The organism is Rhodococcoides sp. S146-33 (assembly GCF_059489205.1).
Genome location: NZ_JCAJWY010000008.1, coordinates 144,947 through 159,918, shown reverse-complemented (window position 1 = coordinate 159,918; position 14,972 = coordinate 144,947). Strand labels below are relative to the sequence as shown.

General features: G+C 64.9%; 14 protein-coding genes and 1 riboswitch. Of the genes, 11 read left to right on the top strand and 3 right to left on the bottom strand.

Translation table 11 applies throughout. From position 1 onward, the window contains the following. Positions 1–24: 24 nt before the first annotated feature. Entirely contained in the window at positions 25–1,740 is a 1,716-nt protein-coding gene (locus AC5WEY_RS23935; RefSeq protein ID WP_495647804.1) for a DEDD exonuclease domain-containing protein, read from the bottom strand. Between the two features lie 228 nt (positions 1,741–1,968). Here AC5WEY_RS23935 and AC5WEY_RS23930 point away from each other — a divergent pair, with 228 nt between their 5' ends. The 5 genes from AC5WEY_RS23930 (at position 1,969) to AC5WEY_RS23910 (ending at position 6,956) form a co-directional block, all read left to right on the top strand. After that, positions 1,969–2,193 (top strand): hypothetical protein, encoded by a 225-nt coding sequence (locus AC5WEY_RS23930; protein ID WP_495647803.1) that lies wholly within the window; start codon positions 1,969–1,971, stop codon positions 2,191–2,193. A gap of 115 nt (positions 2,194–2,308) precedes the next feature. Further along, a riboswitch (cyclic di-AMP (ydaO/yuaA leader) is annotated at positions 2,309–2,471 on the top strand. 16 nt (positions 2,472–2,487) lie between these two features. Then, positions 2,488–3,042: a C40 family peptidase gene (locus AC5WEY_RS23925; RefSeq protein ID WP_057476094.1), complete on the top strand. Its 555-nt coding sequence runs from the start codon at positions 2,488–2,490 to the stop codon at positions 3,040–3,042. Between the two features lie 300 nt (positions 3,043–3,342). Continuing rightward, positions 3,343–4,404 (top strand): NlpC/P60 family protein, encoded by a 1,062-nt coding sequence (locus tag AC5WEY_RS23920; protein ID WP_495647802.1) that lies wholly within the window; start codon positions 3,343–3,345, stop codon positions 4,402–4,404. Between the two features lie 30 nt (positions 4,405–4,434). Next, positions 4,435–5,808 carry a hypothetical protein gene (locus AC5WEY_RS23915; protein ID WP_495647801.1) on the top strand — a complete coding sequence of 458 codons (1,374 nt, stop codon included), beginning with the start codon at positions 4,435–4,437 and terminating at the stop codon, positions 5,806–5,808. Positions 5,809–5,831: 23 nt separating this feature from the next. Further along, positions 5,832–6,956 carry a glycosyltransferase family 4 protein gene (locus AC5WEY_RS23910; protein WP_495647800.1) on the top strand — a complete coding sequence of 375 codons (1,125 nt, stop codon included), beginning with the start codon at positions 5,832–5,834 and terminating at the stop codon, positions 6,954–6,956. A gap of 27 nt (positions 6,957–6,983) precedes the next feature. Here the strand turns inward: AC5WEY_RS23910 and AC5WEY_RS23905 are convergent, their stop codons facing one another. Further along, a complete protein-coding gene (locus AC5WEY_RS23905; RefSeq protein WP_495647799.1) occupies positions 6,984–8,792 on the bottom strand; it encodes an AMP-dependent synthetase/ligase in 1,809 nt (602 codons plus the stop codon). Between the two features lie 132 nt (positions 8,793–8,924). Between AC5WEY_RS23905 and AC5WEY_RS23900 the strand changes: the two genes are divergently transcribed. The 6 genes from AC5WEY_RS23900 (at position 8,925) to AC5WEY_RS23875 (ending at position 13,641) form a co-directional block, all read left to right on the top strand. Next, a complete protein-coding gene (locus AC5WEY_RS23900; protein ID WP_495647798.1) occupies positions 8,925–9,317 on the top strand; it encodes a polyketide cyclase / dehydrase and lipid transport in 393 nt (130 codons plus the stop codon). 134 nt (positions 9,318–9,451) lie between these two features. Beyond that, on the top strand, positions 9,452–9,886 hold the full coding sequence (locus tag AC5WEY_RS23895; RefSeq protein WP_057476099.1) for an SRPBCC family protein: 435 nt from the start codon (positions 9,452–9,454) through the stop codon (positions 9,884–9,886). A gap of 32 nt (positions 9,887–9,918) precedes the next feature. After that, the gene (locus tag AC5WEY_RS23890; RefSeq protein ID WP_495647812.1) at positions 9,919–11,160 is read left to right on the top strand and encodes an ArsA family ATPase; all 1,242 of its coding nucleotides are present in this window, start codon (positions 9,919–9,921) and stop codon (positions 11,158–11,160) included. A gap of 52 nt (positions 11,161–11,212) precedes the next feature. Beyond that, positions 11,213–11,695 carry a hypothetical protein gene (locus AC5WEY_RS23885; RefSeq protein WP_495647797.1) on the top strand — a complete coding sequence of 161 codons (483 nt, stop codon included), beginning with the start codon at positions 11,213–11,215 and terminating at the stop codon, positions 11,693–11,695. 64 nt (positions 11,696–11,759) lie between these two features. Then, positions 11,760–12,734, top strand: coding sequence for an ROK family protein (locus AC5WEY_RS23880; RefSeq protein WP_057476101.1), 975 nt, complete (start codon positions 11,760–11,762; stop codon positions 12,732–12,734). 178 nt (positions 12,735–12,912) lie between these two features. Next, a complete protein-coding gene (locus AC5WEY_RS23875; RefSeq protein WP_495647796.1) occupies positions 12,913–13,641 on the top strand; it encodes a lysophospholipid acyltransferase family protein in 729 nt (242 codons plus the stop codon). Between the two features lie 26 nt (positions 13,642–13,667). Here AC5WEY_RS23875 and AC5WEY_RS23870 read toward each other — a convergent pair whose 3' ends face one another. After that, on the bottom strand, positions 13,668–14,957 hold the full coding sequence (locus AC5WEY_RS23870) for a glycosyltransferase 87 family protein (protein WP_495647795.1): 1,290 nt from the start codon (positions 14,955–14,957) through the stop codon (positions 13,668–13,670). Between the last annotated feature and the right edge of the window lie 15 nt (positions 14,958–14,972).

The window sequence follows — 14,972 nt, the reverse complement described above, 5'->3', positions numbered from 1 at the left end:
CGTTCCGCGGGCTCCACTCCTGCATCACCGGTCGTTCCGCGGGCTCCACTCCTGCCGCGCGGCTTCTCTCGCCGTTCGACACCAGTCTTCCCACGAACCCGCAGAGCGTGCCGGACTGCAGTAGCCGCTGCTGGTACGCACGATACGAACCCCATCGGTGCGGAGCCAGGACGCGATGAGACCGACCTCTTCCGGCGGCGCACCTCGGAGCGGCGTCGGATCGGGAATCACCGTTTCGGCGGACGCGGTGATGGCATCTACGACGGGCATCGGGTGCACTCCGCGGGGAGCGACCGCAGCACCGGCCAGCCGGCCGAATCGCACGACGATCAACTCCCATCCTCCGTCGGTGGTTCGCCGTGCGGCCACGAGTTCGGCGATGGCGGCCACAGCCGCCGACCGATGCATTCTGCGTATCGCGTCCACGGTGATCGCGATCCGGTCTCGCAAGCGTGCGGCCGTCTCGTATAGCTCCCTGTCCGCGAGTTCGGCGACGCGTCGGCGCATCGAATAGAGGATAGCGTCGTCCTGGCCGCACACGAGCGCCAGAAACTGCGCTGGTGCTCCGGAGTACTCCTCGGCTGTCAACGGCCCGGACAGTGCCGCTGGGCAGCCGCCGACGTCCGTTGCCGGGCAGTCGTCACCGTGCCGAACCGAACGGGCCAGTCGGCGAGTGCACGTGCGGAGACGACAGAACTCCGCCACGAGCGCCGAAGCCTCTGCGGCGTCGCCGCGAACCGAGAACGGACCGAGACTGTTGGGGGCCGGCGTCCGGACTATCGACAGACGTGGGAACGCCTCGTCGGTGAGAGTGATCCACCAGCCCTTCTTCGGAAACTTCGAGCGTCGGTTGTACGGCGGGATGTGCGCGGAGAGCAGGCGCAGTTCTCGGACACCGGCTTCGAGTGCATGCGCGCACTCGACGTGATCGACACGCGTGGCGAGGGAGACCATCTCCTTCATCCGACCCCTGGTCTCCGACCCGGTGAAGTAGTTGCGTACACGGCGCTTGAGGTTGTTGGAGGTGCCGACGTACAAGACCTCGTCGGACGGGCCGCGAAAAAGATAAACGCCGGGCGTGCCCGGCAGGTGAGCAGCAAGTCCGCGTTTGGCGCGCTGGCCGGCCGACACCGCCGGAAGGTAGTCGACCAACTCGGCGTAACTGTGGACGCCCTGATTGCCCACTCGCTCGATGAGGCCGTGCAACACGTCGACCGTTGCCCGGGCGTCGTCCAGGGCACGGTGCGTAGGCCGGGTGCCGGACCTGAACAGCGTGGACAGTGCGGAGAGCTTGACCGAGGGTGCTTCGTCCCGTGTGAGAACCCGTCGCGCCAGCTTGACGGTGCACAACACCTGAAACCGGGGCCACGCTATGTCGAGACGGCTGGCGGCGGCCTTGAGGAACCCGGTGTCGAAGCCCGCGTTGTGGGCCACCAACACAGAGCCGCGAGCAAACTCGAGGAAGCCGGGTAGCACTCGTTCTATCCGTGGCGCGCCGATCAGCATCGCAGACGTGATTCCGGTGAGTTCCACGATGTACGGCGGAATGGACCTGCCCGGATCGACGAGGGTGGCGAACTCGCCGAGAATCTCGCCTCCTCGAACCTTGACCGCTCCGATTTCGGTGATGGCCTCGGTGTCCGAGCTGCCGCCCGTGGTTTCCAGGTCGACGACGACGAACGTCGTGTCGTGCAGTGGGGTGTCCAGTTCGTCGAACGACAGCTGGATGGGCAGGCTCACTCGGAAGACGGTAGGTCCGACCTCCGACACAAACACTCACCGCGGTGATGAGTTCGGGCCGTGTCGTCGCCCCGCACCGTGATGTGTCACGAAACCTGTCGGTGGTGCGCGCTACCTTTCGCTCGATCGGCCGATTCGGCCGCCGGAAACAACAAAGAGACGAGGATCACAATGATCATCGACTGCAGTGACTGCCTGGTCCGTGACATCGCCTGCGCGGACTGCGTCGTGACCGTCCTTCTGGGGCCGCCGGGAATGCCGACGAGATCGGACGGTCGATGGGTCGGTCCACCCTCGCCGATCACGCTCGAGCAGGAAGAACTCGGTGCAATGGGGGTGCTTGCGGAGGTAGGTCTGGTGCCTACTCTCAAGCTCGTGACCGACGTCGACGAGACGGCCGAAGTGTCGTCGTTACCGACTCGTGACACTCCGGAGGATCAGCGGGCCGTCTAGCGAATTTCGGGCCTGATCCGGTCGTGTCGGCGCGTTGGGGTCGACACGGGGGTATGCCATTTCGTAACCTTCCTGAGACCTTGCGGAGTCTCGCCAATCCAAACCGGAGTGGCGTCGCAAGTCACCGCCTAATCGTTCACTCGCGAGAGTGTTCGTACCGGGAACCCGATATCTACTGGGGTGAATCCCGCTGAGCCACCTCGAGTGGCCGGTGGGTAGGGCTGCTCTTCCCAGCCCGAACCCGTCAGCTAACTCGGTCGGCGGACGATAGGAAGAAACGGAGCACCATCTTTCGTGGCGTCACAACTTTCCAACCGATCATTGCGTCGAGTTCTCGTAGCCGGAGCGCTCACGGCAGGCGTGGTCATTCTTCCCGCTGCACCCGCGATGGCGGCCCCCCTCACCATTCCCGGCGTCGGAACCTTCGAGATTCCCGACATCCCGGGCCTCCCTCCACTCAACCTTCCGGGTATGCCTGCACCGGGTGCGCCGCTGGTGCCCCAGGTCACCCCCGCAGCGAAGGCCGTTCAGGCCGCTGAGTCCAAGATCGGCGCTCCGTACGTGTACGGCGCTTCGGGTCCGGATTCTTTCGACTGCTCGGGACTGATCCAGTGGGCGTACAAGCAGGCCGGCGTCAGCCTGCCGCGCACGAGCTACGACCAGGCAGCCGCAGGCACCCCGGTGTCGCGTAACAGCCTGATGCCCGGCGACGTCGTCTCGTTCTACGGTGGCTCGCATTCGGGCATGTACATCGGCGACGGCAACGTCGTGCACGCATCCACGTCCGGCGTGCCGGTCAAGGTCGCTCCGGTCGACTCGATGCCGTTCGATGGTGCTCGCCGTTACTGATATCGACAGTCGACGTTCAGCGTGACAGACCGACAGGGTCGAGCCGTATTCCGGCTCGACCCTGTCGTCGTCTCCGGGCACGGTGACACGCCGCCCCGGTGGACAGCAGAGCGTCGAGTTCGTAATCTGATCGAGACCTGGTCGACGTTTATTTTGTGATCGGTCACCTGGAAACCCCGTCGATTTCGGACTGTGTTCACGTCCATCCCCGTAATCGCGTGGGTAGGGTTTGTTTCGGTTTACTTTTCCAACCGTTGCCTCGTTCGAGGTGGCATGTGCGAGGACGGAGAGTCGCTTTCCGTGGCGATATCGAGATCTACCCGAGTGTGGCGTCTGACCGGTAACTCGGTGGTGGCTGCCACGTTGGCGGCATGCATCGCCTTTGCGCCGACCACGCCCGCGGTTGCGCAACCGGGCTTCGATTCCGCGTCCGACGCTCAGGCCGAGCTCGCCGAGCTCTCGCGCCAGTCCGAGCAGACCAACGAATCTCTGAACAACGCTCAGATCGATCTGGACGCCAAGATGCAGCAGCAGCTCGACGCGCAGGCCGTTGTCGACCAGAGCCGGGCCGCGCTGGACGCAGCACAGACGCAGCTGGCGGCGCTGAAGCCGGCCATGGACAAGGTTGCCAACGTCAACTACCAGGGCGCTCGGACCAATCGGTTGTTTGCCGTGATGGTGAGTGATTCACCGCAGCAGTTGCTCGACCAGATGTCGGCACTCGACGTGATTTCGGCCGATACGGCCGACCAGGTCGCCCGGTTCAAGCAGGCGAGCGCGGACGCCGTCAGTGCCGAGCAGGCCGCAGCGACGGCCGCCGACCAAGCCCGAATGGCAGCAGAGCAAGCCAAGGCAGTCAGCGACGATCTACAGGCCAAGCAGAGTGAACTTCAGGGTCAGATCGCCGAGGTGATGGCCGCCTACAGTGCGCTGTCGTCCTCGGAGCAGCTCGCTCTCGCCGGATCGTCCATGCCCGAGGGTTTCGATCCGACTGTTCTCCTGCAGAATCTGACGCCCGGATCGGGAGCCAGCGCGTTGCAGGCCGGTCTGACACAGATCGGTAAGCCGTACGTTTGGGGCGCGACCGGACCGGATGGCTTCGACTGCTCGGGGTTGGTCATGTGGGCGTACAAGCAGGTGGGCAAGACCGTGCCGCGGACGAGTCAGGCCCAGGCCGAGGGCGGAACTCCGGTGGACCAGAAGGACCTACAGCCCGGTGATGTGGTGTTGTTCTATCCGGACGCGTCGCACGTCGGCATCTACGCCGGCGGCGGCAACGTCCTTCATGCCTCCACCTACGGAGTGCCCGTCAAGGTGCAGTCGATGGCATCGTTCCCGTACTACGGGGCGCGTCGATACTGAGGTGTGTCGCGACGATCCACGTATGCGCGTATGAGCGAGCCTGATCGGCCCGCAGGGATCCGCCTCCTGGTCCGATCGGCGCGGTTGCGGTGGCTTGCACTTGCTCTCGTCGCCGCGGTGACCCTCTCGGTGGTCGTCGTGCACAACGTTCACCGCACCGACACCGAATCCCGAGCACCGTCGACCGACGCCACCGTCGGTCAGGCCCCGCAGACGTACGACCAGCAGCGTCGAGCCGACGTGACAGTCCTTCTCGACCAGTGGGCCGACGCTGTTCGCGCCGGAGATGTCGACAGTCTGCGGGCACTGATGGATCCGCGGGCAGATCCGAATTTCGTCGAGGCGCAAGTGCGGCGGGCGGCGTCCGTTCCGGGCGTACCGTTCTCCGAATTCGGCTACGTCCTGGGCGACGAGCCGGAAACGCCGGTTCCGCCTTCGATCGCAGAGCCGTTGGACGCTACCGACATCTGGGCACCTTCGGTGTATCTGCGGTACGCCGTGGCGGGGCCGGACGCGTCGCCGACTAGTCGACCGGTCTCGCTCGTCGTTGCCGAGCGGGACGGTCGATGGCGGCTCGTCGACGATGCGGATCTGCCCGAGTATCGACGCCACACCTGGCGTGGGCCGTGGGACTTCGGATCGTTGACGATTCGTTCGGTTCCGACGTCATCGGGGACATCGGTGGTGATGGGGCATCCGGATCGAGAGCAGTTCGTCGGGGCCCTGGCTGCCGAGCTCCCGTCGGCAATCGATGCGGTCACCGACTTCTGGGGAGACGACTGGGCTCGAGACGGTCTGGTGTTCGTTGCTTCGTCCGCGGAGGAGTTCGGCGAGCTGACCGAATCGGATCCGTCGACCGACGTCGCTGCGGTGACGGTGTCCGACGCGGTGGCTGCGGACGGCTCGCGTCCGACCGGCCAGCGGGTGGTGTTCGGTCCCGAAGCCGCGGCGCGATTGACGCCGTTCACCGTTCGATCGGTTCTGCGGCACGAGTTGACCCATGTGGCAGCCAGGGCGCGGACGGCGGACGGTACGGCGTTGTGGGTGGCGGAGGGGTTCGCCGACTACTCCGGGTATCGCCATTCCGGTGCCGATTTCGTGCAGCTCGCTCCCACTCTTGCCTCGATCGTGGCGTCCGGTGGGCCGCCGACGGTGCTGCCGAAGGACGAGGATTTCGGTGCCGGAGGGGCACGTTCGAGTGTTGCCTACGAGTCGGCGTGGTCGGTGTTCGCCTTCGTGGCCGATCGGTTCGGAGAGTCGACCCTGCGCAGGCTGTACGAGGCATTGGCGTCTGAACCGGACTCGGACGGCTCCATCGATGCCGCCTTCGGGTCGGTACTGAGATCGGACCGCGCCCAGTTCGTCGCCTCGTGGGGCAACTGGGTGGCTGATCGGGCCCGCTGACGTCGAGCGCTACGGTTGTCGCCATGCGTCGTACTCTTCTCGTGACGAACGACTTTCCGCCTCGCCCGGGTGGAATCCAGTCCTACCTGCACAGCTTCGCCTCGCAACTACCCGCTGACGAACTCGTGGTCTACGCTCCGCGGTGGCGCGGTGACTCGCACGAGAAATTCGATGCCGAGCAGCCGTTCGAGGTGATCCGGCATCCGACGACACTGATGCTGCCGACCCCGCTCGTGGCGCGTCGGGCAGCCCGAATCCTGAAGTCGCGTCGGTGCGATTCGGTGTGGTTCGGCGCATCGGCACCGCTGGCCGTGATGTCGTCGCACCTGCGTAAAGCTGGAGCCGAGCGCATCGTGGCCAGTACCCACGGTCACGAGGTCGGCTGGTCGATGGTGCCGGGCGGGCGGGCGACCCTCCGCACGATCGGCGAGAACACCGACGTGGTCACCTACGTCAGCAAATACACCCGGGGTCGATTCAGCTCGGCGTTCGGTCGCACCGCAGCCCTCGAGCACCTGCCGCCCGGAGTCGATACGGATCGCTTCGTACCCGACGACGCCGCACGAGCGGAACTGCGCGCGCGCTACGGACTCGGTGATCGACCCACCGTTTTGTGTCTCTCGCGGCTCGTACCCCGTAAGGGACAGGACTTCCTGATCCGAGCGCTGCCGGGAATCAAGCGTGCCGTCGATGGTGCCGTTCTGGTGATCGTCGGAGGAGGACCATACGAGAAGACTCTGCGCGAGCTCGTCCGATCCACCGGCATGGAGCAGCACGTCGTGTTCACCGGCACGGTGCCGTCGGTGGAACTTGCCGCCCACCACACCATCGCCGACGTGTTCGCGATGCCGAGCCGCACTCGTGGCGCGGGTCTCGACGTGGAGGGCCTCGGAATCGTCTACCTCGAAGCGTCTTCCTGCGGTGTGCCCGTCGTAGCCGGAACATCCGGGGGTGCGCCGGAAGCTGTGCAGCACAACAAGACCGGGCTCGTTGTCGACGGAACTTCGGTCTCGGAGATAACCGATGCGATCGTGCGCATCCTGTCCGATCGCACGCTCGCCGCCCAAATGGGTAACGCCGGCCGCGCGTGGGTCGACGCCGAGTGGCGCTGGGACGTACTGACGGAAAAGCTGCGGTCGTTGATCTAGCGCCCGACCTTTCGGAGACCGGACGCCTCAGCGGGCGTAGATGGATTCGATGTCGTCGGCGTACGCCTTGGTGATGACGTTGCGCTTGAGCTTCATCGTCGGGGTCAGCTCGCCGCTCTCCTCCGAGAAGTCATGGGGGAGCAGTCGATATTTCTTGATGGACTCCGCATGCGAGACGGACTTGTTCGCATCGGCGACGGCTGCATCGATCTCGGAGACGAGATCGGGGTCCTTCTGCAGATCCGCCGCGGTGGCGTCGGAGGCCTTGCCGTGCGCGGACTTCCACCGATCGAACGCCTCCGGGTCGAGAGTGATGAGCGCTCCGATGAAGGGCTTCTGATCGCCCACGACAACAGCCTGGCTTATCAGAGCGCCCGCACGAAGTCGGTCCTCCAAACCGGCCGGCGAGACGTTCTTGCCGCCCGCCGTGACGATCAATTCCTTCTTCCGACCGGAAATCGTGATGTAACCGTCGTCGTCGACGCTGCCCAGATCTCCGGTGCGGAACCAACCGTCGTCCAGTGACTCTGCCGTGGCTTCCTCGTTGCGCCAGTAGCCGTCGAACACCACCGGCCCGCGCAGCTGAATTTCCCCGTCCTCGGCGATGCGAACGGTGTTGCCGGGCAACGGCCGTCCGACGCTACCCACGCGCTGGAATCCGATGGTGTTGACGGCGAAGGCGGCGGTGGTTTCGGTCAGGCCGTAACCCTCGTAGATCGTCACGCCGATGCCCCGGTAGAAGTGGCCGAGCCGACTACCGAGGGGAGCGCCACCGGAGATGGCCAGTTCGCATTTGCCTCCGAGGGCGGCCCGCAGCTTGCCGTACACCAGTTTGTCGAACACGGTGTGCTTGGCGCGCAACACGATTCCTGGGCCGCCCGTGTCCTGCGCCTCGCTCCACGCCACCGCGCATTCGGTGGCAAGGTCGAAAATCTTGCCCTTGCCGTCGGAGTGCGCCTTCTGCTTCGCGGTGTTGAAAACCTTCTCGAACACTCGTGGAACCGAGAGGATGAAGTCCGGTTGGAACGTTCCGAACGTCGCGACGAGGTTGGGAATGTCGTTGGTGTGACCGAGCGTGACCCCGGCGTCGAACGACGCGATACTCACTGCCCGTGCGAGGACATGGGCCAGGGGTAGGAACATCAGGGTGCTTCGGCCCTGCGTCATCAGTGTCTTCAGGGACGTCTCGCGAATACCGAGGGACTCCGCCAGCAGATTGGCGTGGGTCAGCTGGACGCCCTTGGGGCGCCCGGTGGTGCCCGAGGTGTAGATCAATGTTGCGGGGTCGGACGCGCTCAGTGCCGCCACTCGTCGGTGCACGGAATCCTCGGTGACATCTGCGCCCCCGTCGATCAGTGCCTGCACGGCGTCGGTGTCGGTGTCGGCCGACTCGATCACGAACGTTCGACGCACTGACTGTGCAGCCGCCACAACATCTTTCGTCTCCTGCACGTGTGCATCGTTCTCGAGAACGAGCAGGACCGGCTCGGCGTCTTCGAGAATCCACTCGACCTGCCCGGCGGACGACGTCTCGTAGATCGGCACGGTCACGCCGCCCGCGGCCCAGATCGCATAGTCGACGACAGACCACTCGAACCGCGTCGACGACATCAGCGCAACTCGATCACCCTGTTCTATGCCTGCTGCGATCAGACCTCGCGCCACGCCCACGACCGATCTCTCGAACTCGGCCGCGGTGACGTCGGTCCAGGTGCCGTCCACGAGCCGGCGGAACACGACGGCATCGGGCGTGTTGCGAGCACGGAGGAAGACGGTGTCGACAGCCGAGTCGCTGTCTTCGATGGTGTACTTTGCGGCGGCGGTGAACTCGCGCACGGATTACCTCCGGATAGAACTGGGAGAACGAAAGTCGATAGCTCGGCTTCCCGGATACTGTAGACCCGGCAACAGGGCGCCCGAATGTGCCTCTCGTGCGCAGCCAGCGACCCCATGTGTGAAGCTCTGACGATGAGCGGTATTCAAGTTGCGGACCAGACATTCGTGGCCGCCCCCGGTGAACGGGTGGCGCAGGCTTTCGCCTCACCCGAGCGGTGGCGTCGCTGGTGGCCGGATCTGAACCTGACCATCACGGAGGACCGCGGGGAGAAGGGGATCCGCTGGGCCGTGCGCGGCGGTGTGGTCGGAACCATGGAGCTGTGGCTCGAACCCGCGCTCGACGGAGTAGTCGTGCACTACTTCCTGCATGCGGAGCCTTCGGGTTCCGGCGAGATCACCTCGCAACAACACTCTCGTCGGGTGGCGGGCCGCGCCATGACCTTCGAGCTCAAACGCGAGCTGGAGGCCGGTCGGTCTGCGGGTGAGGCACCGAGCCACGTAGCGTCGAGTTCAGCTCGCGATTGAACCGCGCGGTACGGTCGGCCGGTTCGCGATTGTGCGTCCGCGGATCGATCGTGTGAGATAGATCCGCCGCCTGTTCCACGGCACAACACCGAACGAATCGATCGAAGTACTCGAGAGGAAGCGGACGAGAAGTCATGGCGGAGAAAACCCAGAGATCGATCGTCGTCGAAGCCCCGCCCAGCCAGGTCATGGACGTCATCGCCGATTTCGACTCGTACCCCTCGTGGGTGTCGGCCGCGAAGTCCGTCGAGGTCCTCGACGTCGGTCCGGACGGACGCGGTAAGCGAGTGAAGTTCGTGTTGGACGCCGGGATGGTGAAGGACACCTACGAACTCGAGTACGACTGGGCCGCCGACGGCAGCTCCGTGTCGTGGAACCTCGTGTCGGGTGAGATGCAGAAATCCCAGAAGGGCTCGTACACGCTTCGCGAAACCGGGAGCGGCACCGACGTGACGTACGAGCTCACCGTGGACCTGAACATTCCGATGATCGGCCTGTTCAAGCGCAAGGCAGAGAAGGTCATCACCGACACTGCACTCAAGGAATTGAAGAAGCGGGTCGAAGGCTGAGCGAAGCTCGCACCGAACCCCGCACCACGGTGATGCTGTTCCTCGGCAAAGGTGGTGCGGGGAAAACCACGCTGGCGGCGGCGTCGGGCCTGCGGCTTGCCGAAGCCGGCGAGCGGGTCTTGATTGCCTCCGTGGATCAGGCTTCGTCGCTCGTCGACGCATTTTCGGGCACGCTCGACGGCGCTGTCGATGACGAATCCTCGGAGCCGTCCCGAGTCGTGCCCGTCACAGCGGGCCTGGACATCGTCGAGATCGACACGCTGAGTCTCCTCGAGGCACGGTATCGAGGACTCGGTTCCGTGGTGGCCATGGCGTCGGCGGGCCACGAGCACGGGGTGAGCTTCGGGGCTGTAGAGCCGGAGGAGCTGGTCGGCTTCCCTGGAATCGAAGAATTGTTGGGCATGCACGAGATCTGTCGTCTTGTCGACGAAGGTCGCTGGGACACAGTGATAGTGGATATGCCTGCATCGGCCGATGCGTTGAGAACGCTGCAGTTGCCAGACACCGTGGCCGCGTACGTGGAACGGATCTGGCCGCACCACGATCGGATGGTGGCAGGCACCGGATCCGACGTGCGTCTCACGCTCGTAGTGGCGATGATCGAGCGAGTGCTCGCCCAGGTCGACTCGGTTCGATCGCTGATCACCGACTCTGCGCGCACCGGCGCGACCGTGGTCGTCACTGCCGAACAGCTCTCGGTAGTCGATGCCGAACGAACTCTGTCGGCCGCGGCACTGCTCGGAATCAGAATCGATCGGGTTCTCGTCAACAAGATTCTGCCGCGGCTCAACTCGTCGTCGATCCGTATGGTCGGTGCCCATCCGGCTGTGTTCTGGTTCGAGAGCTGGCGGTCCGCGCAGCTCGACGCGGTCGCCGAGCTGCGTCGACGGATCGGCACCGTCCCCGTGGTCGAGGTGGAGCGAGCCCCTGGTGAACCGGTAGGGTTGGGGCCCTTGCAGGACGTGGCAGATCGCCTGGAACCGAGCTTGCTCGAACGGCGCGCGCCGGAGCGGAGTGAGCAGCCCTCCGTGGTACTCGAGTCCGGGCGCGGACTCGAATCCGTATATGCGATGAGAATGCTGCTGCCGGTAGTGGATTCGACGACCTTGGGTGTGGGGCGAGTGGAGGACGACTTGATAGTCAGTGCCGACGGAAGGCGACGGCGCATCAGGTTGGCGTCGGTGCTTCGTCGGTGCATCGCAGACTCCGCCGAGCTCGACGGGCCCTGCCTGGTGGTGCGTTTCCGCCCGAATCCCGACGTGTGGCCACTGTGACGAGAAGTGTGGCCAAGGTGACGAGTCCGCGCAGCATGTTCGGGGGGCAGCGATGACCTCCGGGCATTCCGAATTGGGGGCCGATCTACTGGCCTTGGCCGACACCGTGCTGACTCGACTCGACCCCATCCTGCGCCGAGTTGCGGAGACGCAGCAGGAACGTGATCAGCAGGGCTGCAGTTGGTGTCCGGTGTGTGCACTTGCTGCATTGGTGCGCGGCGAGCGGCACGATCTGGTCGAACTCGTGGCTTCGGAAGGGACGGTGATCATCGCGCTGCTGCGCCAGCTGCTTGCCGACCACACGAACGCCGACCGCACGAAGCCAGACCACACGAACCCCGCAACCGGTCACACCGCCGCGGCTCCGGCGGAACCCCCGCCATCAGGTCCCGAGCCGGACCCGACGGTGCCCGAGCCGGTAGACCTCTCGAACGTGTCGGTCGACACGAATATGCCGGGCGAACGTCGCCCGGCGTTCGTTCCGATTACCGTTCGAGTGAAGAATTCACGATCGGATACGCAGGATCGTCCGTGACGGATGAGCGTGAGGATCGATCGGTGACAGCCGTGTGGGGGACGGCGGAGAAAGGCAACAAGCAATGAAGCGACACCAGCAGCGACTGACGGTCGGCATCGACGTGGGCGGGACAAGCCTGCGGGCCTCGGTCGTCGACGCCGACGGGCAAGTGCTGGATTCGACGGCTGCTCCCACTCCGCACACCGCACGAGCACTCGAGCGAGGGCTGGACCGCGCAGTGCAGGAGTTGGCCGGGCGACACGACATCGCCGCCGTCGGGCTCGCGGTTGCAGGATTCATCGATTCCGAGCGCACGACAGTTCGGTTCGCTCCGCATCTGCCGTGGGTGGACACCCCCGTCGCGACCGAGATGAGCAAGCGCATCGGACTGCCGGTATTGCTCGAACACGACGCCAACTCGGCAGCGTGGGCCGAATATCGATTCGGGGCCGCGTCCGGTGGCCGCAACGTGGTGATGGTGGCCATAGGTACCGGAATCGGCGCGGCGCTGCTGATCGACGGCAGGATCTATCGCGGCAGCCACGGCGTGGCACCGGAGCTCGGCCACATTCAGGTAGTACCCGACGGCCGGGCCTGCCCCTGCGGCAAGCGTGGCTGCTGGGAGAGGTATTGCAGCGGCACTGCGCTGGTGGACACCGCGGTCGAGTTCCTCGCTGCGGACCCGTCGTCGTCGACGACCCTGGCCCGGGAGGTGTTCCTCGATCCCGGCTCGTTGACCGGTCGTCGGATTGCCACCGCCGCGCAGGACGGTGATTCGATCGCGCGACGGACGATGGAGGATTTCGCGCAGTGGCTCGGGGTGGGATTGTCGATGGTCAGTGACGTGTACGACCCCGATCTGATCGTGTTGGCCGGGGGCGTGGCCACGTCGTCGAGTCAGTTTCTCGCGCGCGCAACCGACAAGTACGCGGAGCTGGTGACCGGCGCGGGCCACCGCCCGTTGGCTCGTATCCGCAGTACGCAACTGGGCGAGGCGGCGGGCATGATCGGGGCTGCGGAGCTGGCCCGGGCCCAGTTCCTCACCGGCGTGCGCTGACCGCGTCCGCCCGGATCGTGTGAGCTCGGTCCCGGAGTCGAGGATGATGTGGCTGGTGTCATAAACCGTGGGTACAGTTCACTACGCGGCACGGTTCGAGGATGCACGGCCGCAGTCGATTCTCGTTTTCGGGAGCCGGCATCGAATGATTTCCGGACCATCATCAGGGAGCAAGTCAATGTGGTACTGGCTGGTCAAGTACGTTTTCATCGGGCCCCTGCTCATCGCCCTCGGGCGACCGACGATCGAGGGTGCCGAGAACATTCCGGCGCATGGTCCGGTCATCCTGGCGAGTAACCACAAAGCTGTTCTCGACTCCTTCTACCTCCCGCTCAAGACGCCTCGCCGCATCACCTTCCTTGCCAAGAGCGAATACTTCACCGGTCCCGGACTCAAGGGTGCGTTCCAGAAGTGGTTTTTCACTGCAGTGGGGCAGGTCCCGATCGATCGCACCGGAGCCGACGCGGCGCAGGACGCCCTCGACGCGGGCGTGCGGGTGATCGAAGCGGGGAAGGTTCTCGGCATCTATCCCGAGGGCACCCGGTCGCCCGACGCTCGGCTGTACAAGGGCAAGACCGGTATGGCACGGCTGGCGCTGCAAACCGGAGTTCAGGTGATTCCCGTCGCGATGATCGGCACCGAGAAGATGAACCCGATCGGTTCGCGTGTCTGGCGTCCGGCGAAGGTCACCATCCGCATCGGCAAGCCCATCGATTTTTCGCGTTTCGAGGGCATGGCAGGCAATCGGTTCGTCGAGCGCGCCGTCACCGACGAAGTGATGTACGACTTGATGCTGCTGTCCGGTCAGGAATACGTGGACGTGTACGCCGCTTCGATGAAAAAGGCTGCACCGGTAGAAGATTCGGCTCCCGCGGCTCGGCGTATCCCCGACTCCAAGGCCAGCTGAACCTGCACGGAAACACGCGCGATCACCTAGATCGCGGCGGCCTCGTCAGCTGTCTTCGAGTGGTTGGAGAGGCCGATCGCCGCGAGGGCGACGATCGAGGCCAGAGCCCACCACACGTAGGCGGATGCCGCGAACTGATCGAGCAACGGCCAGCCGAGTCCGCTCCATCGTCCTTCGCCGAGTTTCCAATGCGGTGGGTACACCATCACAGCGAGTCCGACGGCCACCAGAGTCAGCAGCAGCGCACTGCGGCGGCGATAGCCCAGAACGGCGAGCACGATGGTGAACGGAACCGCCCACACCCAGTGATGTGACCAGGACACCGGTGAGACCAGCAGGCCGAACATGGCGTTGATCGTCAGAGCCAAGGCAATCCGGCCGGCCGCGAACGCTTTTCGCATCGCCACAGCCGCTATGCCGAGTACCACCACCGACAACGCGATCCACAGGATCGACCGGGGCAACTCGTCCAATCCGAGGCGTGCAAGCACACCGGTGATCGACTGGTTGGGCGGGTAGGCCGGGCCACCGATCCGATCGGAATCGACGATGGTCTCGGTCCAGTACTTCACCGAGTCCGACCACGTCAGCGCGAAGCCGATTCCGGTGAACAGCGCGAAACTCAGAACCGAGACCACCGCAGCGCGAAAGTCCTTGCGCAACAGAAAGAACAACACGAACACCGCAGGCGTGAGCTTGACGGCAGCCACGAGGCCGATCAGGACCCCTCGCGGCCAGGGAGTCTTCTTCGGGAGGCAGTCGAGAGCCACGAACGCCATCAGCACGATGTTGATCTGTCCATAGTTCAACGTCGAGGTGACCGGCTCCAGTACGAGCACCGACAACGCGAACACTGCTCCGGCAGACCACCACAAGAGTGTGCGGGGACGCAATCCGAGCGAGGTGAGTGTCGCCACGACCGTCACCAGCAACAGGATCATCGACAGAGCCGTCACGGTGATCGATGCGGCGTACAGCGATACCGACGACAGCGGGCTGAAGATCGCCGCGGCGATCGGGGGATAGGTGAACGGCAGCGTTGTGCCGGTGGCGATCGGCGGCAGCTGCCCGTAGAGGTCCCCGCCTTCCGCGAACACCTGACCGCCGAGTCGATAGACGTCCAGATCCAGTCGGTAGTGCTCGCCGAGAGCCCGCAGACCCGGAAAGCCGTTGAGGTGGAACAAGACGCCGACTGCGGCGGCGACCAGGACGACGATCCTGCTCGACACGACGGCCCATCGAGGCCACCGAGGTGGCGTCGTCCCGGCCGGCTCCGATGCCTCGGCTATCGGACGGTTGGTGTCGGGCGATGTCACAACGTGGGCCTTTCG